24 protein-coding genes are annotated in these 21,174 nt (G+C 74.6%); 11 read left to right on the top strand and 13 right to left on the bottom strand.

Translation table 11 applies throughout. The features are described 5' to 3' along the window. Nucleotides 1-4: 4 nt before the first annotated feature. The 3 genes from PP1_RS18575 to PP1_RS18565 all read right to left on the bottom strand — a co-directional run bounded on the left by PP1_RS18575 (nt 5) and on the right by PP1_RS18565 (nt 3,494). Nucleotides 5-1,267 carry a transglycosylase domain-containing protein gene (locus PP1_RS18575; protein WP_082399259.1) on the bottom strand — a complete coding sequence of 421 codons (1,263 nt, stop codon included), beginning with the start codon at nt 1,265-1,267 and terminating at the stop codon, nt 5-7. Between the two features lie 278 nt (nt 1,268-1,545). Continuing rightward, the gene (locus PP1_RS18570) at nt 1,546-2,397 is read right to left on the bottom strand and encodes an MOSC domain-containing protein (RefSeq protein WP_010231444.1); all 852 of its coding nucleotides are present in this window, start codon (nt 2,395-2,397) and stop codon (nt 1,546-1,548) included. Next, a complete protein-coding gene (locus PP1_RS18565; protein WP_010231441.1) occupies nt 2,391-3,494 on the bottom strand; it encodes a LacI family DNA-binding transcriptional regulator in 1,104 nt (367 codons plus the stop codon). Before PP1_RS18565 ends, PP1_RS18570 begins: the two co-directional genes overlap by 7 nt. A gap of 162 nt (nt 3,495-3,656) precedes the next feature. Between PP1_RS18565 and PP1_RS18560 the strand changes: the two genes are divergently transcribed. The 3 genes from PP1_RS18560 to PP1_RS18550 are packed head-to-tail and all read left to right on the top strand — an operon-like array spanning nt 3,657 to nt 6,377. After that, nucleotides 3,657-4,703: a metal ABC transporter solute-binding protein, Zn/Mn family gene (locus PP1_RS18560; RefSeq protein WP_010231438.1), complete on the top strand. Its 1,047-nt coding sequence runs from the start codon at nt 3,657-3,659 to the stop codon at nt 4,701-4,703. Nucleotides 4,704-4,707: 4 nt separating this feature from the next. After that, nucleotides 4,708-5,532: a metal ABC transporter ATP-binding protein gene (locus PP1_RS18555; protein WP_010231436.1), complete on the top strand. Its 825-nt coding sequence runs from the start codon at nt 4,708-4,710 to the stop codon at nt 5,530-5,532. Further along, entirely contained in the window at nt 5,532-6,377 is an 846-nt protein-coding gene (locus PP1_RS18550; protein WP_010231433.1) for a metal ABC transporter permease, read from the top strand. The genes PP1_RS18555 and PP1_RS18550 overlap by 1 nt, the downstream gene beginning before the upstream one ends. Before the next feature lie 90 nt (nt 6,378-6,467). Here PP1_RS18550 and rlmB read toward each other — a convergent pair whose 3' ends face one another. Both rlmB and cysS read right to left on the bottom strand, forming a co-directional pair. Further along, nucleotides 6,468-7,445 (bottom strand): 23S rRNA (guanosine(2251)-2'-O)-methyltransferase RlmB, encoded by a 978-nt coding sequence (rlmB, locus tag PP1_RS18545; RefSeq protein WP_010231431.1) that lies wholly within the window; start codon nt 7,443-7,445, stop codon nt 6,468-6,470. 4 nt (nt 7,446-7,449) lie between these two features. Further along, complete coding sequence (gene cysS / locus PP1_RS18540; RefSeq protein ID WP_029239601.1) at nt 7,450-8,841, bottom strand: cysteine--tRNA ligase; 1,392 nt, start codon at nt 8,839-8,841, stop codon at nt 7,450-7,452. 67 nt (nt 8,842-8,908) lie between these two features. Here cysS and PP1_RS18535 point away from each other — a divergent pair, with 67 nt between their 5' ends. Beyond that, nucleotides 8,909-9,334 carry a VOC family protein gene (locus tag PP1_RS18535; RefSeq protein ID WP_033199692.1) on the top strand — a complete coding sequence of 142 codons (426 nt, stop codon included), beginning with the start codon at nt 8,909-8,911 and terminating at the stop codon, nt 9,332-9,334. Here PP1_RS18535 and ispF read toward each other — a convergent pair. Genes ispF through PP1_RS18520 form a run of 3 tightly spaced genes read right to left on the bottom strand, consistent with a single transcriptional unit; the run spans nt 9,325 to nt 11,040 of the window. Continuing rightward, entirely contained in the window at nt 9,325-9,849 is a 525-nt protein-coding gene (ispF, locus tag PP1_RS18530) for a 2-C-methyl-D-erythritol 2,4-cyclodiphosphate synthase (protein WP_010231425.1), read from the bottom strand. The two genes, PP1_RS18535 and ispF, sit on opposite strands and share 10 nt — an antisense overlap. Further along, on the bottom strand, nt 9,846-10,547 hold the full coding sequence (gene ispD, locus PP1_RS18525) for a 2-C-methyl-D-erythritol 4-phosphate cytidylyltransferase (RefSeq protein WP_010231424.1): 702 nt from the start codon (nt 10,545-10,547) through the stop codon (nt 9,846-9,848). Before ispD ends, ispF begins: the two co-directional genes overlap by 4 nt. 1 nt (nt 10,548) lies before the next feature. After that, nucleotides 10,549-11,040 carry a CarD family transcriptional regulator gene (locus PP1_RS18520; RefSeq protein WP_010231423.1) on the bottom strand — a complete coding sequence of 164 codons (492 nt, stop codon included), beginning with the start codon at nt 11,038-11,040 and terminating at the stop codon, nt 10,549-10,551. A gap of 374 nt (nt 11,041-11,414) precedes the next feature. On the opposite strand from PP1_RS18520, the gene PP1_RS18515 reads away from it, so the two are divergent. Together PP1_RS18515 and radA are read left to right on the top strand one after the other, a co-directional pair. Then, nucleotides 11,415-12,152, top strand: coding sequence for a copper chaperone PCu(A)C (locus PP1_RS18515; protein ID WP_075314806.1), 738 nt, complete (start codon nt 11,415-11,417; stop codon nt 12,150-12,152). Beyond that, the gene (gene radA / locus PP1_RS18510; RefSeq protein WP_060574603.1) at nt 12,149-13,525 is read left to right on the top strand and encodes a DNA repair protein RadA; all 1,377 of its coding nucleotides are present in this window, start codon (nt 12,149-12,151) and stop codon (nt 13,523-13,525) included. The genes PP1_RS18515 and radA overlap by 4 nt, the downstream gene beginning before the upstream one ends. Before the next feature lie 9 nt (nt 13,526-13,534). On the opposite strand, the gene PP1_RS18505 is transcribed toward radA, so the two are convergent. Beyond that, on the bottom strand, nt 13,535-14,332 hold the full coding sequence (locus PP1_RS18505) for a hypothetical protein (protein WP_139323987.1): 798 nt from the start codon (nt 14,330-14,332) through the stop codon (nt 13,535-13,537). 370 nt (nt 14,333-14,702) lie between these two features. On the opposite strand from PP1_RS18505, the gene PP1_RS18500 reads away from it, so the two are divergent. Both PP1_RS18500 and PP1_RS18495 read left to right on the top strand, forming a co-directional pair. Beyond that, nucleotides 14,703-15,566 (top strand): A/G-specific adenine glycosylase, encoded by an 864-nt coding sequence (locus PP1_RS18500; protein ID WP_010224965.1) that lies wholly within the window; start codon nt 14,703-14,705, stop codon nt 15,564-15,566. Continuing rightward, nucleotides 15,566-16,063, top strand: coding sequence for a 2'-5' RNA ligase family protein (locus tag PP1_RS18495; protein ID WP_075314808.1), 498 nt, complete (start codon nt 15,566-15,568; stop codon nt 16,061-16,063). The genes PP1_RS18500 and PP1_RS18495 overlap by 1 nt, the downstream gene beginning before the upstream one ends. 7 nt (nt 16,064-16,070) lie before the next feature. Here the strand turns inward: PP1_RS18495 and PP1_RS18490 are convergent, their stop codons facing one another. Further along, a complete protein-coding gene (locus PP1_RS18490; protein ID WP_249266057.1) occupies nt 16,071-16,892 on the bottom strand; it encodes an alpha/beta fold hydrolase in 822 nt (273 codons plus the stop codon). 23 nt (nt 16,893-16,915) lie between these two features. Between PP1_RS18490 and PP1_RS18485 the strand changes: the two genes are divergently transcribed. The 3 genes from PP1_RS18485 to PP1_RS18475 all read left to right on the top strand — a co-directional run bounded on the left by PP1_RS18485 (nt 16,916) and on the right by PP1_RS18475 (nt 18,442). After that, nucleotides 16,916-17,269: a hypothetical protein gene (locus PP1_RS18485; protein WP_010225690.1), complete on the top strand. Its 354-nt coding sequence runs from the start codon at nt 16,916-16,918 to the stop codon at nt 17,267-17,269. Nucleotides 17,270-17,279: 10 nt separating this feature from the next. Next, nucleotides 17,280-17,594: an antibiotic biosynthesis monooxygenase family protein gene (locus tag PP1_RS18480; protein WP_029239259.1), complete on the top strand. Its 315-nt coding sequence runs from the start codon at nt 17,280-17,282 to the stop codon at nt 17,592-17,594. Between the two features lie 101 nt (nt 17,595-17,695). Further along, entirely contained in the window at nt 17,696-18,442 is a 747-nt protein-coding gene (locus tag PP1_RS18475) for an SIR2 family NAD-dependent protein deacylase (RefSeq protein ID WP_010225688.1), read from the top strand. 30 nt (nt 18,443-18,472) lie between these two features. On the opposite strand, the gene PP1_RS18470 is transcribed toward PP1_RS18475, so the two are convergent. The 3 genes from PP1_RS18470 to exaC all read right to left on the bottom strand — a co-directional run bounded on the left by PP1_RS18470 (nt 18,473) and on the right by exaC (nt 21,097). Then, a complete protein-coding gene (locus tag PP1_RS18470) occupies nt 18,473-19,063 on the bottom strand; it encodes a cysteine hydrolase family protein (RefSeq protein WP_010225687.1) in 591 nt (196 codons plus the stop codon). Nucleotides 19,064-19,136: 73 nt separating this feature from the next. Next, on the bottom strand, nt 19,137-19,574 hold the full coding sequence (locus PP1_RS18465; RefSeq protein ID WP_010225686.1) for a DUF779 domain-containing protein: 438 nt from the start codon (nt 19,572-19,574) through the stop codon (nt 19,137-19,139). Next, nucleotides 19,574-21,097, bottom strand: a complete 1,524-nt coding sequence (gene exaC, locus PP1_RS18460) for an acetaldehyde dehydrogenase ExaC (protein WP_010225684.1) — start codon at nt 21,095-21,097, stop codon at nt 19,574-19,576. Before exaC ends, PP1_RS18465 begins: the two co-directional genes overlap by 1 nt. Nucleotides 21,098-21,174 lie beyond the last annotated feature (77 nt).

Raw genomic sequence — 21,174 nt, 5'->3', positions numbered from 1 at the left:
GGGGTCAGTCGAGGTCGGCCAGCGCGGCGGGTGGCTCGCGGCACGGGTCGTCGGCGGCGGGCAGGTCGGAGGCGCTGCCGGCGATCCCGATGCCCTCGGTCGCGGAGACGCCGCCCATCTGGCTGTACCAGCGGGGTGCGCGTTCGCGGGCGTGCCAGTAGCCCTTCGCACTGATGAACCCGCGCTCGCCGGGATCGGCGGCACCGTTGCCGTTGGTGTCCCCGAGGAAGCGCATGCCCCCGCCGGGGGCGCGTTCCACGTGCAGCGGCGACGGCAGCAGCCCCACGAGCTGGGCGGACTCGTCGATGCTCAGCGCCCGGCTGGACTTGCCGAAGTAGTACCAGGACGCGGCGCACACGCCGTAGACGCGCGGCGCGAACTGCGCGACGTTGACGTAGATCTCCAGGATCCGGCGCTTGGGCATCACCAGTTCCATCGTCTCCGCCGGCGGGATCTCCAGCGCCTTGCGCACGGGTTCGAGCGGCGGGTACCGCCCGCCCCACAGGAACAGGTTCTTCGACGTCTGCTGGGTGATGGTCGATCCCGACGGGTCGTCGGTCCCGTCCATGTAGGCCTGCACACGCGCCCACTGCATCCCGTAGTCCACCGCGAGCGTCCGCTCGGGGAACTGCTGGTCCTCCTGCCCCATGACGACGACCAGGAAGTTGCGCGACACGTGGTCGGCGTCGGTCCACTGCGCGACGGTCGGCCCGAAGTTCCACAGCCGGAACATCGAGTACGGCGGGTCGACCAGCGTGAACAGCAGCACCAGGACCAGCGGGACGGCCTGGGCGACGAGTGCCCAGCGCAGGCCCTGGCGGAGCCGGGCCCGTGTCGACGGCGCCGGTGCACCCGGGGCCCGCTGCGGGAGCAGGCGGCGCCGCAGCGCCGCGATGCGCGGGCCGATCGGTTCGAGCGGGCGACGCGGGGCGCCACGGCCGATCCCGGGACGTGCGTCCGGGGCCGCACCCCGGCGCGGTGGCGGTCCGGTCCGGCGCGGACCGCCGCGGCGCGGGGGCAGGGGGCGCTCGGCGGGGTGCAGGTCCGCCGGATCCGGGGACCGCCGGTCGGCCCGGTCCCACCCGGAGACGTCCGGGGGCGGCGGCGCGACGGGCCACGCCGCCTGCGGGGCGGACGACGGCGGGCGGGCGGCGGCGCGCTGCCCGGCCCGGGGACCCGCCGCCCCACGCCCGGCGCCGGCTCCCGGGGCCGCACCGCGGCCGGGTCCTGCGGGCGGCTGAGGTGCGGGCCGGCCGGACCCCGGCACGGACCGCCGCGGCCCGGCCGGAGGCGGACCGGCGGGGCGGGGCCCGGCAGGAGGCGGACCGGCGGGCCGCGCCCCGGGAGGCGGCGGTGCCGGAGGGGGCGGAGCGGACCGTCCGGGTGGTGGCGCGGAGGCGCGACCGGGCGGGGGGCCGCGGCGCGGGCGTCGGGGCGGGCCGGCGTCGTTCAGCGCAGCCTCCCCGTCGGTCCGTCCGGCCACCCGGACGGGGGACCCGGGCCCGACGATACCGACGAGACGGACGGCGCCTCGCCGGCCCGGGGTCAGCGCGGCGGCCCGTCCGCCGGGTCGGCGGCGTCGAGGACCTCGACCGGGTCACCGACGTGCAGCTCCGTCCCGGGGTCGTCGGGGACGAGGTTCATCCCGAACCAGACGCCCTTGTCGAACCGTCGGTGCCGGGCCAGGGTGACCATCGGCTCCCGGCCCTTCACCGCCGTCACGGGGTCCACGGTGGTCAGCACGCACCGGGCGCAGCCCTTCACGACCCGGAACCGCGCGTCCCCGATCCGCACCCGGCGCCAGCCGTCCTCGGCCCACGCGGGAGCACCGGAGACGACCAGGTTCGGGCGGAACCGGACCATCGGCAGCGGGCCCTCGCCGGCGTGCGGACCGTCGGCGACCCGGGCGTTCAGCGCGTCGAGGCTGCTCGTCGACGTCAGCAGCAGCGGGTAGCCGTCGGCGAACGAGACCCGGTCGTCGTCCCGGGCGAACTCCGGATCCGGGCGACGGCGGTCCGGGTCGTCGAGGTGCACGAGGCGGACCTTCTCGCCGAGCAGCTCGGAGAACCAGGCGTCGGCGTCGTCCCCGGCCCGCACGCCCGCCGTCTCCCACCGGTGCACCCGCACCGGTTCGACGCCCGGCGACGGGTCGGGCACGGCCACCCGCAGCGCGGGCAGGTCCGGCCCGGTGATCTCCAGGCCGTCCACGACCGGCTGCGGCACGGCCAGGACCAGCCGCGGGTGGGTGCGCGCGGTGACCATCCGGCCGTCGTCGCCGGAGACGAGCATCCACCGGCGGTCGCCCGCGAGACCGGCCCGTTCCACCACGGCTCGTCGCAGGTCGGCACCCCGGCAGGACTTGACCGGGTACCGGCGCAGGCCGGTCAGCGTCACCACCCGGAGAAGAACTCCCCGGACTGGCGGAGCGCCCGCGTGGTGCTGCCGACGATCAGCTCGGTGGGCAGCACGACGTGCTCGGAGACATTGCGGTCGCCCCGCTCCAGCAGCAGGCGACCCGCCTCCCGGCCCTTCTCCCGGAACGGCTGGCGGACCGTGGTCAGCCCGGCCCGCTCGGCCTCGGGGACGCCGTCGAACCCGGCGACCGACAGGTCCTCGGGGACCCGCAGGCCACGCTCGCGGGCCTCGCCGAGCGCGCCGAGGGCGAGGATGTCGGACGTGCACACCAGCGCCGTGATGCCCGGGTGCGCGTCGAGCAGGGTGGCGGCGCCGTCGGCACCGGCCTCCAGGGTGTGCTCGTACCGCTCGATGACGGGCACGCCAGCCCAGTCCACACCGGCCTCGGCGAACGCCGCGCGCAGGCCCGCGAGGCGTTCGCGTTGCACGCTGTAGGAACCCGTCTCCTGCCGGGCCTGGTCGGCCGGCCCGTCGTGCCGTCGCGAGCCGAGGCGCATGCAGAGCACCCCGATCCGCCGGTGCCCGAGCTCGACCAGATGCCTGCCCAGCGCGAGCGTGCCGGCGCGGTCGTCGACACCGACCCGGTCGACGCCCTCGACGTCGGCCGGCTGGTCGCACACGACCGTCGGCACCGGGCGCTGCAGCACGGCCCGGAAGTGCGGGTCGTCCTCGCTGACCGAGTACACGACGAAGCCGTCGACGCCGGCCTGGAACACGGCGTCGACGTCGGAGTGCTCGGGGCTCACCGGCACGAGCAGCAGACCGGTCCCGGCCTTCTCGCAGGCCAGCGCGAGCCCTTCGAGGAAGCCCGTCGCGCCCGGGTCCCGGAAGGCGTAGCTGAGGGCCTCGGTGAGCAGCAGACCGACCGCACCGGCCCGGCGGGTACGGAGTGACCGCGCGACCGGGTCCGGGCCCGGGTACCCCAGCCGCCGGGCGGCCTCGAGCACCCGCTCGCGCAGCGGCGCGGACAACTGGTCGGGACGGTTGTAGGCGTTCGACACGGTCGTCCGCGAGACCCCGAGCTCGGCCGCCAGCGACGCCAGCGTCGCCGGGCGCCGCTGGTGCTGGGGACCGGTCATCCCCGAACGGTAGCGGCGCCGTCACCGGCGTGAAAGTCCACCCCGTCCGGGCCTGCGCGGATCACACCCTGCGACGTGGGATGGGGGCGTCGTCCGACGGTAGAGTGAATCGAGAACGGTTATCGATAAAGATATGCCGATATGTTGATAGGAGCTCCGTCCGTGTCCCGATCCCCGCTCCGGCCCGCCACTCTCGTGGCCGGGCTGGCCGCGTTGTCCCTCGGACTGTCCGCCTGCGGTTCCGGCCAGGTCGACACCCCCACCAGCCCGGACACCCCCCAGGTCCGGATCGTCACCTCCACCGACGCCTGGGGCGCCGTCGCGAAAGCCGTCGGCGGCAACTACGCACAGGTCGACCCGATCATCGACTCGGCGAACCAGGACCCGCACGGCTACGAGGCCACCCCCGGCGACGCGGCCACCGTCGGCGACGCCCAGCTGATCGTCACCAACGGCGGCGGCTACGACGCGTTCATGACCGGCCTGGTCGACGCGTCGGGCAACCGGGCCCCGGTCGTCGACGCGGTCGCGGTCTCCGGGCTGGAGGGCGCCGCCGAGGCGGCGGAGGCCGGTGGGCACGACCACGCGCACGGCGCGCACGCGGGTGAGAGTCCCGAGGAGCACGCCGCGCACGCCGGCGAGGGCGAGGAGGCCGGACACGAGGGCCACGACCACGGCGCGTTCAACGAGCACGTCTGGTACAGCCTGCCGACCGTGCAGAAGGTCGCCCAGCAGATCGCCGACCGGCTCGCCGAGATCGACCCGAGTGCCGCCGAGTACTTCCGCAGCAACGCGCAGACGGTGGGCGGCGGGGTCGCGCAGCTGACCTCGAAGGCCACCGAGATCGGCCGCGCCCACCCCGGCGCACGGGTCGCGGTGACCGAGCCCGTGCCCGACCACCTGCTCGAGACCGCGGGGGTGCAGAACGCGACGCCGCAGGAGTTCTCGTCCGCCGTCGAGGAGGGCACCGACCCGCCCGCCGCCGTCGTCGCGCAGATGCTCGACCTGTTCCGTGCCCAGCCGCCGGTCGACGCGCTGATCGTCAACACCCAGACCGAGTCGGCGAGCACCGACCAGGTCCGGGCCGCGGCCGAGCAGGCGGGCGTCCCGGTGGTCGAGATGTCGGAGACGATGCCCGACGGCGTCGACGACTACGTGCAGTGGATGAACACCAACCTCGATGCGCTGAACGCGGCGCTGGCACGCTGATCCCGTGCACCCTGCAACGACCACCCGCCCCGCGCTCTCACTGCGCGGGGCGGGCCTGCGTTTCGGCGACCGGACCCTGTGGTCCGGCCTGGACCTCGACGTCGCGCCCGGCGAGTTCGTCGCCGTGCTCGGCCCGAACGGCTCCGGCAAGACGACGCTGATGCGCGTCCTGCTGGGCCTGCTGCCGCTGTCCGAGGGCGAGGTACGGGTGGCGGGTGCGGCGCCGCGGCGGGGCAGCCCGGAGATCGGCTACGTGCCCCAGCAGCAGCCGCTCGATCCGGACCTGCCGCTGCGCGGACGCGACCTGATCGGCCTGGGGCTGGACGGGCACCGGTTCGGGCCGGGCCTGCGCGGCCGGCGGGTGCGGCGGGCGAAGGTGGACCGGGCGCTGGAGCAGGTCGGCGGGACCGGGTACGCCGACGCCCCCGTCGGACGGCTGTCCGGCGGCGAGCAGCAGCGGCTCCGCGTCGCGCAGGCCCTGGTCGGGGACCCGGCCGTCCTGCTGTGCGACGAGCCGCTGCTGTCGCTGGACCTCTCCCACCAGCGCACCGTCACCCGGCTGATCGAGGACCGCCGCCGGGCCGACGACACCGCGGTGCTGTTCGTGACCCATGAGATCAACCCGGTGCTGCCGCTCGTCGACCGTGTGCTCTACCTGGTCGACGGCCGGTTCCGGATCGGGCCGACGGAGGAGGTCATGACCTCGGAGGTGCTGTCGGAGCTCTACCGCACCGAGGTCGACGTGCTGCGTGTACGGGACCGGCTGGTCGTCGTCGGCGCCGAGGACCACGAGCACCACGGCGACACGCTGCCGGTGGGGGGTGCCTGATGGACGAGCTGTTCTCCCTCGACGGCACCGCGGAGCTGCTCGGCGAGCCGTTCGTCCAGAACGCACTGATCGCCTGCGCGGTGCTCGGCCTCGTGGCCGGGCTGCTCACCCCGCTGGTCGTCAGCCGCGGCATGGCCTTCGCCGTGCACGGCACCGCGGAGCTGGCCTTCACCGGTGGCGCGGCCGCGCTGCTCGTCGGTGTCGAGGTCGGGCTCGGCTCGGTCGTCGGGGCCGTCGTCGCCGCGACGATCTTCGGGGTGCTCGGCCTGCGCCAGCGCGAGCGGGACTCGGTGATCGGCGTCGTGATGGCGTTCGGGCTCGGCCTCGGGGTGCTGTTCCTGTCGCTGTACGACGGCCGGTCCGCGAACCGGTTCGGCCTGCTCACGGGATCGATCGTGTCGGTCGACGGCACCAACCTGTGGGTGCTCGCCGTCGTCGCGCTGCTCGTGCTGGGCACCCTGCTCGTGGTCTACCGGCCGCTGCTGTTCGCCAGCACCGATCCCGACGTCGCACTCGCCCGCGGCGTCCCGGTGCGGGCGCTGTCGCTGGTGTTCGCGGTGCTGATCGGCCTGGTCACCGCGCTGGCGGTGCCGATCGTCGGTGCGATCCTGGTGCTCGCGGTCATGATCGTTCCCGGGGCGGCGGCGAACCGGGTGACCGCCAACCCGGTGCTCGCCACGGTGATCGCGATCGTGATCGCCGAGGTGGCGCTGGTCGGCGGGACGGTCCTGTCGCTCGCCCCCGGAGTGCCGGTGTCGGCGTACGTGGCGACGATCGGCTTCGTGGCCTACGTGCTGTGCCGGGTGATCGCCCGGCTCCGTGGGCGGGCCCCCGTCCGGGCCTGACCCGGCACGCACCCCGTGACCGCGCCGCGCACCCGCTGCGAGGGGTGCGGGACGCGGCGACGGGGTGCTTGGCGCGGTGACGGGGTGCGCTCAGCGCTCCAGACGACGACGGCGCGCGACCTCGGCGAGCACGACGCCGGTGGCCACCGAGGCGTTCAGCGACTCCACCCGGCCGGCCAGCGGGATCGACACCGTCAGGTCGCAGGTCTCGCGCACCAGGCGGGACAGGCCCTTGCCCTCCGACCCGGTGACGAGCGCCAGCGGCCCGGTGGCGAGGTCGAACTCGTCGAGGGAGACGTCACCGTCGGCGGCCAGGCCGACGACCATCAGCCCGGCCGAGGCGTACTCGCGCAGGGTCCGGGTCAGGTTCGTCGCCCGGGCCACCGGCACGCGCACCGCGGTGCCGGCCGAGGTCCGCCACGCGACGGCCGTCATCCCGGCCGCGCGCCGCTGCGGTACGACGACACCGTGCCCGCCGAACGCCCCCACCGACCGGACGACCGCACCCAGGTTCCGCGGGTCGGTCACCCCGTCCAGGGCGACGGTCAGCGCCGGGCGGCCGGAGTCGGCCGCCGCCTCGAGCAGCTCGTCCGGGTGCGCGTAGCTGTACGGCGGCACCTGCAGCGCCAGGCCCTGGTGCAACGCCCCGCCGGTGAGCCGGTCCAGGTCGTTGCGGGGGACCTCCAGGATCGAGATCCCCTGCTCCGCGGCGAGCGAGACCGCCTCGGCGACCCGCTCGTCGGCGGACATACCGGTGGCGACGTGCAGCGCCGTCGACGGGACACCCGCCCGGAGGCACTCGACGACCGGGTTGCGGCCGAGCACGGTCTCCGGGCCCTCGCCGTCGCCGCGCCGTCCGGCGACCGGACGGCGGCGCTGTTGCTGCTGGTCCTGCCGCTCGCGGCGGGCGGCCGCCTTCTGCTTGGGGTGGCCCGGGCGCATCTCGCCGGACGGGGTCGGCCCCTTGCCGCGGAGCGAGCGCCGGGGCTGGCCGCCGGAACCGATGACCGGGCCCTTCTTCGTGCCCTCCTTGCGGACGGCACCGCGTCGCTTGGAATTGCCTGCCATGCTCTTATGCGTCCTTCAATGTCCAGGTGGAGCCGCCGGCGCCGTCCTCGACGGCGATCCCGGCGGCGAGCAGCTCGTCGCGGAGCCGGTCCGCGGTGGCGAAGTCGCGCCTGGCGCGCGCCGCCTGCCGGCGCTCCAGCATCGACTCGACCAGGGTGCCGAGTGCCTGCCGGGCGGCGTCGCCGGCGTTGTCGGCCGCGCCCCCGGCGGCCAGCGGGTCGAGGCCGAGCACGCCCGTCGTCGCGCGGACGCAGGACGCGGCCTGCGACGCGGTGCGGGCGTCGCCGGCGTCGAGGGCGGTGTTGCCCTCCCGCACCAGCTTGTGCACCGCACCGAGCGCGATCGGCGTGCCCAGGTCGTCGTCGAGCGCGGCGGTGAACTCGGCGGGCAGCTCGGTGGAGGGCTCGGGCAGCCCGTGCCGCTCCCGCACCCGGTTCACGAACGACTCGACCCGCCGGTACGCGGCGACCGCCTCGTCCAGCGCGGCGTCGGAGTACTCGATCGCCGACCGGTAGTGCGGGCCGACCAGGTAGTACCGCAGCTCGACCGGGCGGACCCGCTGCAGCAGGGCCTCGATCGCCAGGGTGTTGCCCAGCGACTTCGACATCTTCTCGCCGCCCATGGTCACCCAGGCGTTGTGCAGCCAGAACCGGGCGAACGGGTCACCGGCGGCGTGCGACTGGGCCCGCTCGTTCTCGTGGTGCGGGAACACCAGGTCCAGGCCGCCGCCGTGGATGTCGAACTCCGGGCCCAGGTACGCGGTCGCCATCGCCGAGCACTCCAGGTGCCACCCCGGACGGCCGTGCCCCCACGGGGTGGGCCAGCTCGGCTCGCCCGGCTTCGCGGCCTTCCACAGCGTGAAGTCGAGCGGGTCCCGCTTGTCCCCGGCCTCGCCCTCGCCCTGGTGGACGTCGTCGACCTTCTGGCCGGACAGCGTCCCGTACTCGGGCATCGTCCGGACGGCGAAGTAGACGTCGCCGTTCGCCGCGTAGGCGTGACCGCGCTCGATCAGCCGCTCGATCAGCTCGACCATCTGCGTGATGTGCCCGGTCGCGCGCGGCTCGACCGACGGCGGGAGGCAGCCCAGGGCGTCGTAGGCGGCGGTGAAGGCCCGCTCGTGCGTGGCCGCCCACTCCCACCACGGACGCCCGGCGGCCTCCGACTTGCGGAGGATCTTGTCGTCGATGTCGGTGACGTTGCGGACCAGGGTGACGTCGTACCCGCTGCGGCCGAGCCAGCGGCGGAGCACGTCGTAGTTGAGACCGGAGCGGACGTGGCCGATGTGCGGCAGCCCCTGCACGGTGGCACCACAGACGTACATCGACACGGCTCCGGCCCGCAGCGGCGTGAACGCACGCTGCTCCCTGGTCGCGCTGTCGAGAAGTCTGAGGCTCACATCACCAGGGTACGGCTCTCCGATTCGTCCACTACACGGGCGGTGCCTCCGCGGCAAGCTGTCTGTCATGAGTGTTCAGCAGCTGTACCCCAGGCTCGTCGTGTCCGACGCCGACGCGGCCATCGCCTTCTACACCGCCGCGTTCGGCGCGGAGCTGGTCGAGCGCTACACCGACGGCTCCGGCCACGTCGTGCACGCCCTGCTGCGGGCGGGCGACGCGGTCTGGGCGGTGAAGGACGGCGACGAGGTCGACCCGGCGCCCACCGGCCCGGGCGCGGTGATCCTCGCGCTGTACGTGGACGACCCGGACGCGGTCGCCGCCGCGATCGTCGACGGCGGCGGGCGGGTGATCTTCGAGGTGTCGGACCACCCGTACGGCGAGCGCGGCGGCCGGCTGGCCGACCCGTTCGGTCACGCCTGGATGGTCGCGTCGCGCAGCGGGGACCTCACCACGGAGGAGATCCAGCGGCGGACCGCGGAGGCCTACCCCTGACCGGGGCCCGTCCCTGACCCGGGGGCCTGTCCCTGACGGAGGGCCTGTCCCTGGCCGGGGAGGAGCAGGGCCGTCGCGACGGCGGCACGGCCCTCGCCGCGCCCGGTGAGCCCGAGACCGTCGGTGGTGGTGCCCGAGACCGACACCGGGCCGCCGACCACGTCGGACAGCACCCGTTCGGCCTCGGCACGCCGCTTCCCGATCTTGGGATCGTTGCCGACCACCTGGACGGCCGCGTTGCCGACGGTCCAGCCGTCGCGGACGAGCAGCCTGGCGACCTCGGCGAGCAGCGCCACGCCGGACGCGCCGGACCACTCCGGGCGCCCGGTGCCGAACACGGCCCCGAGGTCGCCGAGCCCGGCGGCGGACAGCAGCGCGTCGCAGAGCGCGTGCGCCGCGACGTCGCCGTCGGAGTGCCCGGCGCAGCCGTCGGCGCCGTCCCACAGCAGGCCCGCGACCCAGCAGTCGCGGCCCGCCTCGACGGGGTGGACGTCGGTCCCGATCCCGACCCTCATCCGATCCTCTCCGCGGTCCCCGCGAGCAGCAGGCCGGCGATGCGCAGGTCCCACGCCGTGGTCACCTTGAACGCCAGCGGGTCGCCGGCGACGGTCGACACCGGGTCGCCGGCGGCCTCGACCAGCCCGGCGTCGTCGGTGCGCGGGTCGGGCGACCCCGCGTAGGCGCGGCGCAGGACGCCGGGCAGGAAACCCTGCGGGGTCTGCACCGCACGCAGCGCCGACCTGTCCACCGTGGACACGACGACGCCGTCGGCGTCCACCTGCTTGACGGTGTCGGAGACGGGAAGCACGGGGATCACCGCGGGGGCACCCGCGCGCACCGCGGTCACGACCCGTCGCACGACGTCCGGCGGCGTCAGCGGACGCGCGGCGTCGTGCACGAGCACGACCTCGGTGTCCGGCCCCGTCACGGCGAGCCCGGCCGCGACCGACGCGGTGCGGTCCGCACCACCCGGCACGACCGTCACCGGACGCCCCGGAAGCAGCGCGGCGGCGCCGCTCACCTGATCGACGGGCACGACGACCACGACGTGCCCGACCACGTCCGACGCGAGCAGGCCGTCGACGGCGCGCACCAGCATCGGCACGCCGCCGAGTTCGACGAACGCCTTGGGCACACCGGCACCCAGGCGCTCGCCGGAACCGGCGGCGGGCAGTACGGCGACGACGTCCGCCCCGGAGGACGGCTCGCCCACGTCAGGCGGTCGCGGTCGCGAGCACCTCGTCGAGCAGGACCTCGGCCCGCTCCTCGTCGGTGCCCTCGGCCAGTGCGAGCTCGCTGACCAGGATCTGCCGCGCCTTGCCGAGCATCCGCTTCTCGCCTGCGGACAGACCGCGGTCCTTCTCACGGCGCCACAGGTCGCGGACGACCTCCGCCACCTTGTTCACGTCACCGGAGGTCAACTTCTCCCAGTTGGCCTTGTACCGGCGGGACCAGTTGGTCGGCTCCTCGGTGTGCGGCGCACGCAACACCTCGAAGACCCGATCCAGGCCCTCCTGACCCACTACGTCCCGGACGCCGACGACCTCGACATTGTCGGCGGGGATTCGAACCGTCAGATCACCCTGCTGGACTTTGAGGACGAGGTACTGAACTTCCTCACCCTTGATCGTCCGAGTCTCGATCGCCTCGATGAGAGCGGCACCGTGGTGCGGGTAGACGACGGTCTCTCCGACCTTGAAAACCATGTGTCCTCTGGCCCCTTTCGCTGGGTCCAGATTAACACGCCGCCCGCGGTGGCCGGTGGCCGGTCGACGCCGTCGTCGCAGGTCAGGGGGTTGACAATGCCGCAAAAACATGTTCCCCGCGGGTGCGTCGGCCGCACGGGGAGGCCGCGGGAGGACTGCGCCGCCGCACCGCCGTGCGACGGACGACCCGGTGGGGCCGCCCGACCGCGCACCCGGTGGCCGTACGAGACTAGGCTCTACGCCGGATCGCACGGCTCCCGTGCCCGGACGGCTCCGGCCGGCCCGGAACACACCTCCGGGGCGCCGCGCCTCCGCGAGATCCGTCGTCAGCGCGCCGGGAGCCGTTCCCGGCCGGCAGGAAGGACACGCCGACCGTGAGCCGCAACCGCCGCCCCCTCCGGACCCTGGCCGGGGTCGCCGGGGCCGTCGCCCTGTCCGGCCTCCTGCTGAGCGGCTGCGGGACGGGCCAGCTCTCGCAGACCGCACAGCAGGTCGCCGCCACCAACGGCCTCAACGCCTCGGTCGGCGACGTCGACCTGCGCGACGTGCAGATCGGCTACCCGCAGGCCCCCGCGAGCGAGGCCGCGCTCTACGCCCGCGGCACCGCGGCGCCGGTGCGCGCCACCCTGATCAACACCGGAGCCACCGCCGACCGCCTGGTCTCGGTCAGCAGCCCGGCGGCCGGCTCGGTCGCCGTCGGCGGCGACCGGGTCCTGGCCCAGGACGTCGCGCTCGTCGCGGTGGGCACCAGCGAGCTGCAGCCGACCGCGAGCCGCCCCCTCCAGCTCACCCTCGAGGGGCTGCGGCAGCCGATCGCCGCCGGCGGCGACGTGCCGATGACGTTCGTCTTCGAGCGTGCCGGATCGATCACCGTCACGGTCCCGACCGGGATCCCGGGCGAGGGCAGGCCCGGCGCCGAGCCGGAGCGCGTCGAGGCCGAGGGCGGCCACGGCGGTGGCGCGAACGGCGCCGAGACCGGGGTCGGCGGCGAGACCGGCGGCGAGGCCGAGGCCCCGCCGGTCGACCAGGCGAACCCGGTCCCGAGCGGTGAGGGAACCGAGTCCGCGCCCGGCAACGAGGGCAGCGGCTCGGGCGGCGCCGCCGGGAGCTGACGCCGCGGTCGCGCGCGGCCCGCTCGGGCGGCTACCGCTGCACGGAGTGCGACCAGCGCACCGCGCAGTGGGTGGGGCGGTGCCCCGGCTGCCAGGCGTGGGGCTCGCTCGAGCAGGTCGAGGCCCCGCGGGCGGGCGGTCAGCGCACCGTCGTCGCGGGCGCTCCGAGCACGCCGGCCCGGCGGATCGCCGACGTCGAACTGGACTCGTCGCGGGCCCGGCCGACCGGGGTCGAGGAGCTCGACCGGGTGCTGGGTGGCGGCCTCGTCCCCGGCGCCGTGGTGCTGCTGGCCGGTGAGCCCGGCGTCGGCAAGTCCACGCTCCTGCTGGAGGTCGCCGCACAGGCCGCGGCACGCTCGCGGGTGCTCTACGTCTCCGGTGAGGAGTCCGCGGGCCAGGTCCGGCTGCGCGCCGAGCGGACCGGCGGCGTGCACGACGAGCTCTACCTCGCCGCCGAGTCGGACCTCGAGTCGGTGCTCGGGCACGTCGACCAGCTGAAGCCGTCGCTGCTCGTCGTCGACTCGATCCAGACCATGTCGACGGCGAGCGTCGACGGGACCCCGGGCGGGGTCACCCAGACCCGCGCGGTGACGGTCGGCCTGACCGCGCTCGCGAAGGAACGCGGCCTGGCCGTGCTGCTGGTCGGCCACGTCACCAAGGACGGCGGCATCGCGGGCCCCCGGGTGCTGGAGCACGTCGTCGACGTCGTCCTGCACTTCGAGGGCGACAAGCACTCGGCCCTGCGGATGGTGCGCGGTGTGAAGAACCGGTTCGGACCGGCCGACGAGGTCGGCTGCTTCGAGCTGCGCGACTCCGGCATCGTCGGGCTCCCCGACCCGTCGGGCCTGTTCGTGGGCCGGTTCGGGCAGGGAGCCGAGGGCGTGCAGCCGGGGACGGCCGTCACCGTCGTGATGGACGGCAGGCGTCCGCTGCTCGCCGAGGTGCAGGCCCTCGTGGCCGGCGCCAACATCCCCAGCCCGCGGCGCGCGGTGACGGGTCTGGACGCGTCACGGGTGCCGATGCTGCTCGCCGTCGTCGAGCGGCGGGGCGGGCTGAAGCTGCACGACGCGGAGGTCTACACCGCGACCGTCGGCGGCATGAAGATCACCGAGCCGGCGGCCGACCTCGCGGTCGCGCTCGCCGTCGTCTCCGCGCGGCGGGACGTGACACTGCCCGCCGACCTGGTCGTCCTCGGCGAGCTCGGCCTGGCCGGTGAGCTGCGCCGGGTGCACGGCGTCGGACGGCGGCTGGCCGAGGCGGCCCGGCTGGGCTTCACCAACGCGATCGTCCCGGCCGGGTCCGAGGTCGGCTCGACCGGTATGCGGATCACCGAGGCGACCTCGCTGAAGGAGATCATGCAGCGGATGCGCTGAGCCGCCCGCTCAGCCCATCAGCAGCGGCGCGGGCTCGCTGACGACCGTGCCGAGGCGGGCGAGCACCCGGTACCCGCCGGGCGTCACCCGGTCCCGCTCCGCACCGCAGCCCGGCTCGGAACCGAGCCCGCTCCAGGTCACCGCGAACGCCACCGGCTGGCCCGGGACCAGCGTGCGCAGGTCGTCGGTGGCGGGGTTGACGCAGTCGTTCGACGACCACAGCTTCTGCGCGCCGTCGCCGCTCCAGACGGCGATCTCCTGCTCCGCGCCGTCGAGGTCGCGCACGCAGGGCTGGCCGGACGTGTTCGTCACGACCAGCCGCAGCTCGGGCCGGGCCCCGGCCGGGTAGTTCGGCTGCCCGGTCTCGGACCGGACCTCGATCATCCCGTCGGAGCAGGGCACCGGGCCGGTCGGCGGCGACGGTCCGGCCTGGGGGACGAGCACCGACGGCCGGGGAGTGTCGTCCGGCCGGACCGTCTCGTCCCCCGGGCCCGCGTCCGGGGTCGCGGGCCCGGGGGACGCCCCCGCCGTGTCCCCGGGGGGAGCTCCGGGAGTGGCGGGTGCGGGGAGCGGCGTCTGCGGGGCGCCCGGGGCCGGGGATGCCGGGGCCGCCGTTCCGGGGAGTGCCGCTCGGGTGTCCGGTGTGGACTGCGCTGCGGGGTCGGTGGGAGCGTCGGAGCCGCCGGGGAGCAGCAGCCACGTCGACAGCCACAGCAGCGCGAAGAGCGCGACCAGGGCCGCGCCGACCGCGACAGCGCGCCGACGCCAGTACACCGACGCCGGCAGGGGTCCCACCGGGTCCATCACGTCACTGACGGTAGATCGGCGACTACTCGATGTCGTCGGCGCCGCGCCGGATCCGGACACACCGGCGCAGTTCCACCCGCCAGAGGGAGCACTCACACCCCCACCGGAGTGATCGGCTCCTGATCTGCCGACACGATGTCGCGATCCCGCGGTGCTCCACTCCGGACGGTCGACCCGCGGTGGGCCCCGTCCGTGGCCGCCGTCGACCGACCGTGACCGGCCGGCCGCCCACGGGTACCGCGCCGGCCCGCGTCTCCCCCGGACGCGACCCGGTCGTGACGGGCGCGCACGCCGTCCCCGCGGTAGTGACCGGGCGCCACGGACCAGGGGCCGCCCGGGGCCGTCCGGCGGGTCGCGCGACACTGGAGCGGTGCTGGCCGAGCTGATCTCCCCGTGGTTCCGGGCACACGCCCGCGACCTGCCGTGGCGGCGCCCGGAGACGACCCCGTGGGGGGTGCTGGTCAGCGAGTTCATGCTCCAGCAGACCCCGGTGGCCCGGGTGGAGCCGATCTGGCTGGACTGGATGGAGCGCTGGCCGCTGCCGTCGTCGCTGGCCGCCGCGCCGCGCTCGGAGGTCCTGCGGGCCTGGGGCAAGCTCGGCTACCCGCGGCGGGCGATCCGGCTGCACGACGCCGCGGCGGCGATCGCCGGGCAGCACGGCGACGCCGTGCCCGACGACGTCGAGGCGCTCGAGGCACTCCCCGGGATCGGCTCCTACACCGCGCGGGCGGTCGTCGCGTTCGGCTACGGGCTGCGCGCACCGGTGGTCGACACCAACGTCCGGCGCGTGGTCGCCCGGGCCGTGCACGGGCAGGGCGACGCCGGCCCGGCGCGCACCAGGGCCGACCTCGCCGACGTCGACGCGCTCCTGCCCGGCGGGCACGCCGAGGCCGCCGTCGTCTCGGCCGGGTTGATGGAGCTGGGCGCGGTCGTCTGCACCGCGCGGTCGCCGCGCTGCGCGGACTGCCCGGTCGCGCACACCTGCGCCTGGGTCGCCGCGGGGAAGCCCGCCTACGACGGCCCGCGCAAGCCGGTGCAGGGCTTCGCCGGGACCGACCGGCAGGTCCGCGGCAAGCTCATGGACGTCCTGCGGACCGCACCCGGCCCGGTCGAGCGGGCCGCCCTGGACGCGGTCTGGACCGACGCGGGACAGCGCGACCGCTGCCTGCACTCGCTGCTGGTGGACGGCCTGGCCGAGCAGACCGACGACGGCCGCTTCGCCCTCCCCGTCTGATGCCCGCGGTCGTCCGGTTCCGGCTCGACCCGGCCGCCGTCACCGCCCTGACCGCGCTGCGCGAGCGGCTCGCCGCGGCCGGGGTACCGGCTGCCTCCGGGACCCCGCACGTGACGGTCGCCGCGGCGGGGACCCTCGGCCGCCCGGCACGCGACGCGCTCGCGGCCGAGCTGCGCACGGTCGCCCTCCCGGCGCTGTGGCTGGCCACGCTCGGCTCCGTCACCGGCGACGACGACGCGCTGGTGCTCGCCGCCGTCACCGATCCGGAGGTGCTCGCCGTGCACACCGCGGTGCACGACGCGCTGGCCGGCCGGGTCCGGGAGGCGCACGCGGCACATCTGCCCGGGTCGTGGCTGCCGCACGTCGTGCTGGCGGCCGGGCGGCCGGCGGAGGCGTTCCGCCTGCTCCACCCCGCCGCTCCGGTGCGGGCGCGGATCGTCGCGGTGGAGCTGCACGACACCCGCACCGGGGAGACCGCGGTGCTCGCCGAGGCCTGAGCGCACCTCACCCGGTCGCGGCGAGGAGCGCCGTGACCTCTCGGCTCCAGCGTTCCGGTGCCGTGTCGTGCACGAGGTGCCCGGTCCCCGGGAGCCGGACGTGCCGGGCACCCGCCACCCGGGTCGCCAGGAGCTCCAGCTGCCCCGGCGGCGCTACCGACTCCCCCGCCTCGACGACCAGCAGCGGCACCCGGACGGCGGACACCGCGTCGAGCAGCGGTTCCCGGGTCCAGTGCGCGGCGATCTCCATGGCGTCGGCGACGTCGCAGGCGAGCCACCAGCCGTCGTGGCGGCGGACGGCGCACCGTCCCATGTGCACGCCGACCTCCGGGCTCGGCCCGCCGAGCACCCGCTCCAGCTCCGCCCGCGACGGGTGCGGCCCCGCGACCGCGGTGAACCAGGTGCGCATGTCGTCGAGCAGGCCCGGCGGCACACCGGTCAGGTCCAGCGGCGGGTCCTCGGCGACGACGGCCGTCACCAGGTCCGGCCTGCTCAGCGAGGCCAGCAGCGCGGAGATCCCGCCCATCGAGTGGCCGACCAGCGCCGCCGGTCCGGCGCGTTCGAGCAGGTGGACGACGTCGCCGGCCAGCCGCCGCGGGGACCAGGCCGGATCGGCGCCGGCCGGTCCGGCGGCCACCGGGCGTCCGGAGCGGCCGTGGCCGCGGGCGTCGGGGGCCAGCACCCGGCCGTACGGGGTCAGGGCCGCGACCCGCGGCTCCCAGCTCGCGGCGCAGCTCATCAGCCCGTGCAGCAGCACGACCGGGCGCCCGGCACCACCGAAGCCGGTGACGGCGAGATCGACACCGTCCGAGGAGGTCACTGTCGGCACGGGATCGACCGTAGGCTCTCGCCATGGCCGACTCCGACGACGTCCGCCGGATCGCACTCGGTCTGGACGGCGCCGTCGAGAACCCCAGCGACGGGTTCGACTTCCGGGTGGGCGGCAAGGGCTTCGTGTGGTCCTACCCGCAGCGGGTCCCCGGACGCCGCCGGGTGCTGCGGACCGACATCGCCGTGCTCTACGTCGGGGACGAGGCGGAGAAGCAGGCCCTGCTGCTCGGCGAGCCCGAGCTGTTCTCCGCCGAGCCCGCCTACCGGACGTTCCCCCTGGTGCTGCTGCATCTGGAGCGGGTCGACGTCCACCGGCTGGCCGAGCTCGTCGGTGACGCCTGGCGCATGCGCGTCGACGAGGCCGGTGGAGGCTAGCGTGGACGGCATGGCCGTTGTGAAGATCAATGCGATCGAGGTTCCCGAGAACGCCGGGCCGGAGCTGGAGAAGCGGTTCGCGCACCGTCTCGGTGCGGTGGACGGCGCGAAGGGCTTCCTCGGCTTCGAGCTCTTGCGGCCGGTCTCGGGCGATAACCGCTACTTCGTGGTGACCCGCTGGGAGACCGACGAGGACTTCCGCACCTGGATGGCCGGAGATGGCCAGGCGGCCCACGCCGGCGAGCGGTCCCGCCCGGTGGGCACAGGGTCGAGCGTGCTGGAGTTCGAGGTCGTCGACCTCGAGAAGATCGCGGCAGAGTCCTGATCGAGGCCCACGAGGTCGCCGCGGCCTTCCCCGAGGAGATCGCCGCGGCGGCCGCCGCCGTCGCCTCGGCCGGCGCACTGCTGATCACGGCGGGCGCCGGGATGGGCGTCGACTCGGGGCTGCCGGACTTCCGTGGCGGCGAGGGTTTCTGGCGGGCCTACCCGCCCTACGCCCGGCTGGGCCTGCGCTTCGAGGAGCTCGCCGATCCCGAGCACTTCGCCGAGGACCCCGCCCTCGCCTGGGGGTTCTACGGGCACCGGCTGAACCTGTACCGGGCCACCGTCCCGCACGCCGGGTTCGCGGTGCTCCGCCGCTGGTCGGAGCGCGTCCCGGCGAACGTGTTCACGTCCAACGTGGACGGCCAGTTCCAGCGGGCGGGGTTCCGGCCCGGCGACGTCGCCGAGGTGCACGGCTCCATCCACCACCTGCAGTGCCTGCGTCTGTGCGGGTACGGGGTGTGGCCGGCCGGCGGCGCGGCCGTCGAGGTCGACGAGGACACGATGCGGGCGGTCGGCGAGCTGCCCCGCTGTCCCGGCTGCGGCGGGCTCGCCCGGCCGGCGATCCTGATGTTCGGCGACGGCGGGTGGGACGACTCGCACGCGGCGCCGTCCCTGCAGCGCCACGTGGACTGGCTGGCCGCGCACCGGTCCGGGGTCGTCGTCGTCGAACTCGGTGCGGGGACGGCCCTGCCCACGGTGCGCCGGCGCTCGGAGCTCGCCTCGGCCGCGACGGGTGCGCTGGTCCGGATCAACGTCCGGGAGCCGGAGGTGCGGCACGGGCGCGGGACCGGCATCCCCGCCCCCGCCGCGGCCACGCTCACCGCGATCGACGAGGCGCTCCGGCCCTGACCCCCGCCCCGGGGGGCGGGGGCGTCGAGATCAGTCCGGGACGGACTTGTTGTCCGGGACGACGATGCTCGGCAGGTCCGAGAGCCCGGCCAGTGCCGCGTCGTGCACCTGGGCGGCCGGGACGGTCCCGTCCACCCCCGGCAGGTCGCGGGTCGCGGTCGCGGCGGCCACCACGGTCGGGACGTACCCACTGCTGAACGCGCTGCGGGCGGTGGAGTTGACGCACATGTGCGTCATGAACCCGGCGAGCACCAGGTCCTGGTAACCCTCCAGCAGGTCGGCCAGGCCGGTGTGCACGAACGCGCTCGGGAAGTTCTTCGTCACGACCGCCTCGCCGTCGCGCGGCGCGACCGACGAGTGGATCGCGCCGATCGGGGCGGTGACGTCGTACGGGCTGCCCTCACCGGCGTCGTGCCGGATGTGGATCACCTTCGCCCCGGCCGACCGGGCCCGGTCGAGCAGGGTCGCGGCCTCGGTGAGCGCCGGCTCGACGTTCTCCAGCCGCATCACGCCCTCGGTGTAGGTGTTCTGCAGGTCGATCATGATCAGCGCGGACCGGGACAGCGGGGCCGGCTCGGCCGGCAGCCCCATCAGCCCGCGCAGGGTGTGCGGATCGGACATCGGTGTCCTCCCTGGTGACGACACGGTGCCGACACACCACGGGCCCGGGAACGCGTCCCCGGGCCCGTGATGGTCAGCTCTGGTTCTCGAGTGCCCGCCATTCGTCGTCGCTGAACAGCCGGGAGCGGATCAGGAACCGGACGCCCTCCGGCGCCTCGACCGAGAACCCGCTGCCCCGTCCCTTCACGACGTCGACGGTCAGGTGGGTGTGCTTCCAGTACTGGAACTGCGACTCCGACATGTGGAAGCCGATGGGCCGCTCGAGGCCCTCCACCCGGAGATCCCCCAGGTGGACGTCCGAGTTGCCCAGCTTGAAGTCCCCGTCCGGGTAGCACATCGGGGCGCTACCGTCGCAGCAGCCGCCGGACTGATGGAACATCAGCGGCCCGTGCAGGTCGGTGAGCTTCACCAGCAGCTCGGCGGCCGCCGGGGTCAGCGCCACCCGCTCCGTCCCCGACCCCGCGACCTCCGGGGCCTGGTCGGGAGTGGTGGCGCCGTCCGGCCGACCCATCAGAAGAAGCCCTGGGCGTTCTGCGAGTAGCTCTGCAGGACGTTCTTCGTCTGCTGGTAGTGGTCCAGCATCATCTTGTGGTTCTCACGGCCGACGCCGGACTGCTTGTAGCCACCGAAGGCCGCGTGCGCCGGGTAGGCGTGGTAGTTGTTCACCCACACCCGGCCGGCCTGGATGTCGCGGCCGGCGCGGTAGGCGGTACCCGCGTCGCGGCTCCACACGCCGGCACCGAGGCCGTACAGCGTGTCGTTGGCGATCTTCATGGCGTCGTCGTAGTCGGTGAACTTCGCGACCGACACGACCGGCCCGAAGATCTCCTCCTGGAAGATCCGCATGGCGTTGTTGCCCTCGAACACGGTCGGCTTGATGTAGTAGCCGCCGGAGAGGTCGCCGCCCAGGTCCGCCTTCTCGCCACCGGTGAGGACCTTGGCGCCCTCCTGCCGGCCGATGTCGATGTAGGACAGGATCTTCTCGAACTGGTCGTTCGACGCCTGCGCACCGATCATCGTGTCGGTGTCGAGCGGATTGCCCTGCTTGACCTGCTCGGTCCGCTTGACGGCCTGCTCCAGGAAGTCCTGGTAGATACCGCCCTGGATCAGCGCACGCGACGGGCAGGTGCAGACCTCGCCCTGGTTGAGGGCGAACATGGTGAAGCCCTCGAGCGCCTTGTCGTAGAACGCGTCCTGCTGCGCCGCGACGTCGTCGAAGAAGACGTTGGGGCTCTTGCCACCCAGCTCCAGGGTGACGGGGATCAGGTTCTCCGACGCGTACTGCATGATCAGCCGGCCGGTGGTGGTCTCACCGGTGAAGGCGATCTTCGAGATGCGCTTGTTCGACGCCAGCGGCTTACCGGCCTCGACACCGAAGCCGTTGACGATGTTCAGGACGCCCGGCGGGAGCAGGTCGGCGACCAGCTCGAGCAGCACGTGGATCGACGCCGGGGTCTGCTCGGCCGGCTTCAGGACGACCGCGTTGCCGGCGGCCAGTGCCGGGGCCAGCTTCCAGATCGCCATGAGGATCGGGAAGTTCCACGGGATGATCTGGCCGACCACGCCCAGCGGCTCGTGGAAGTGGTAGGCGACCGTGTCCTCGTCGATCTGGGAGAGCGAGCCCTCCTGCGCACGGATCGCACCGGCGAAGTAGCGCAGGTGGTCGATCGCGAGCGGGATGTCGGCGGCGAGGGTCTCGCGGCAGGCCTTGCCGTTCTCCCACGACTCGGCGATGGCGACCTTCTCGAGGTTGGCCTCGATGCGGTCGGCCATCTTGTTCAGGATGTTGGCCCGCTCGGTGACCGAGGTCTTGCCCCAGGCCGGTGCCGCACCGTGCGCGGCGTCGAGAGCCTTCTCGACGTCCTCGGCGGTGCCGCGGGCGACCTCGGTGAAGTTCTGCCCCGTGATCGGGGTCGGGTTCTCGAAGTACTGGCCCTTCGCCGGCGCGACGTACTCGCCCCCGATGAAGTGGTCGTAGCGAGGCTTGAACGAGACGACGCTGTCCGGCTGACCCGGGGCGGCGTAGATGGCCATCGTTGGTCCTTCCCGTATGGGGTGCTTCGTCGAACCGAGCGCTGTGCGTGACGCACGTTGCGCGTGACGCCCGACAC

This window comes from Pseudonocardia sp. P1 (assembly GCF_000178675.2).
GTDB lineage: Bacteria > Actinomycetota > Actinomycetes > Mycobacteriales > Pseudonocardiaceae > Pseudonocardia.
Note: the sequence above shows the minus strand (reverse complement) of the source record. Positions and strands in the feature narration are given on the sequence as shown.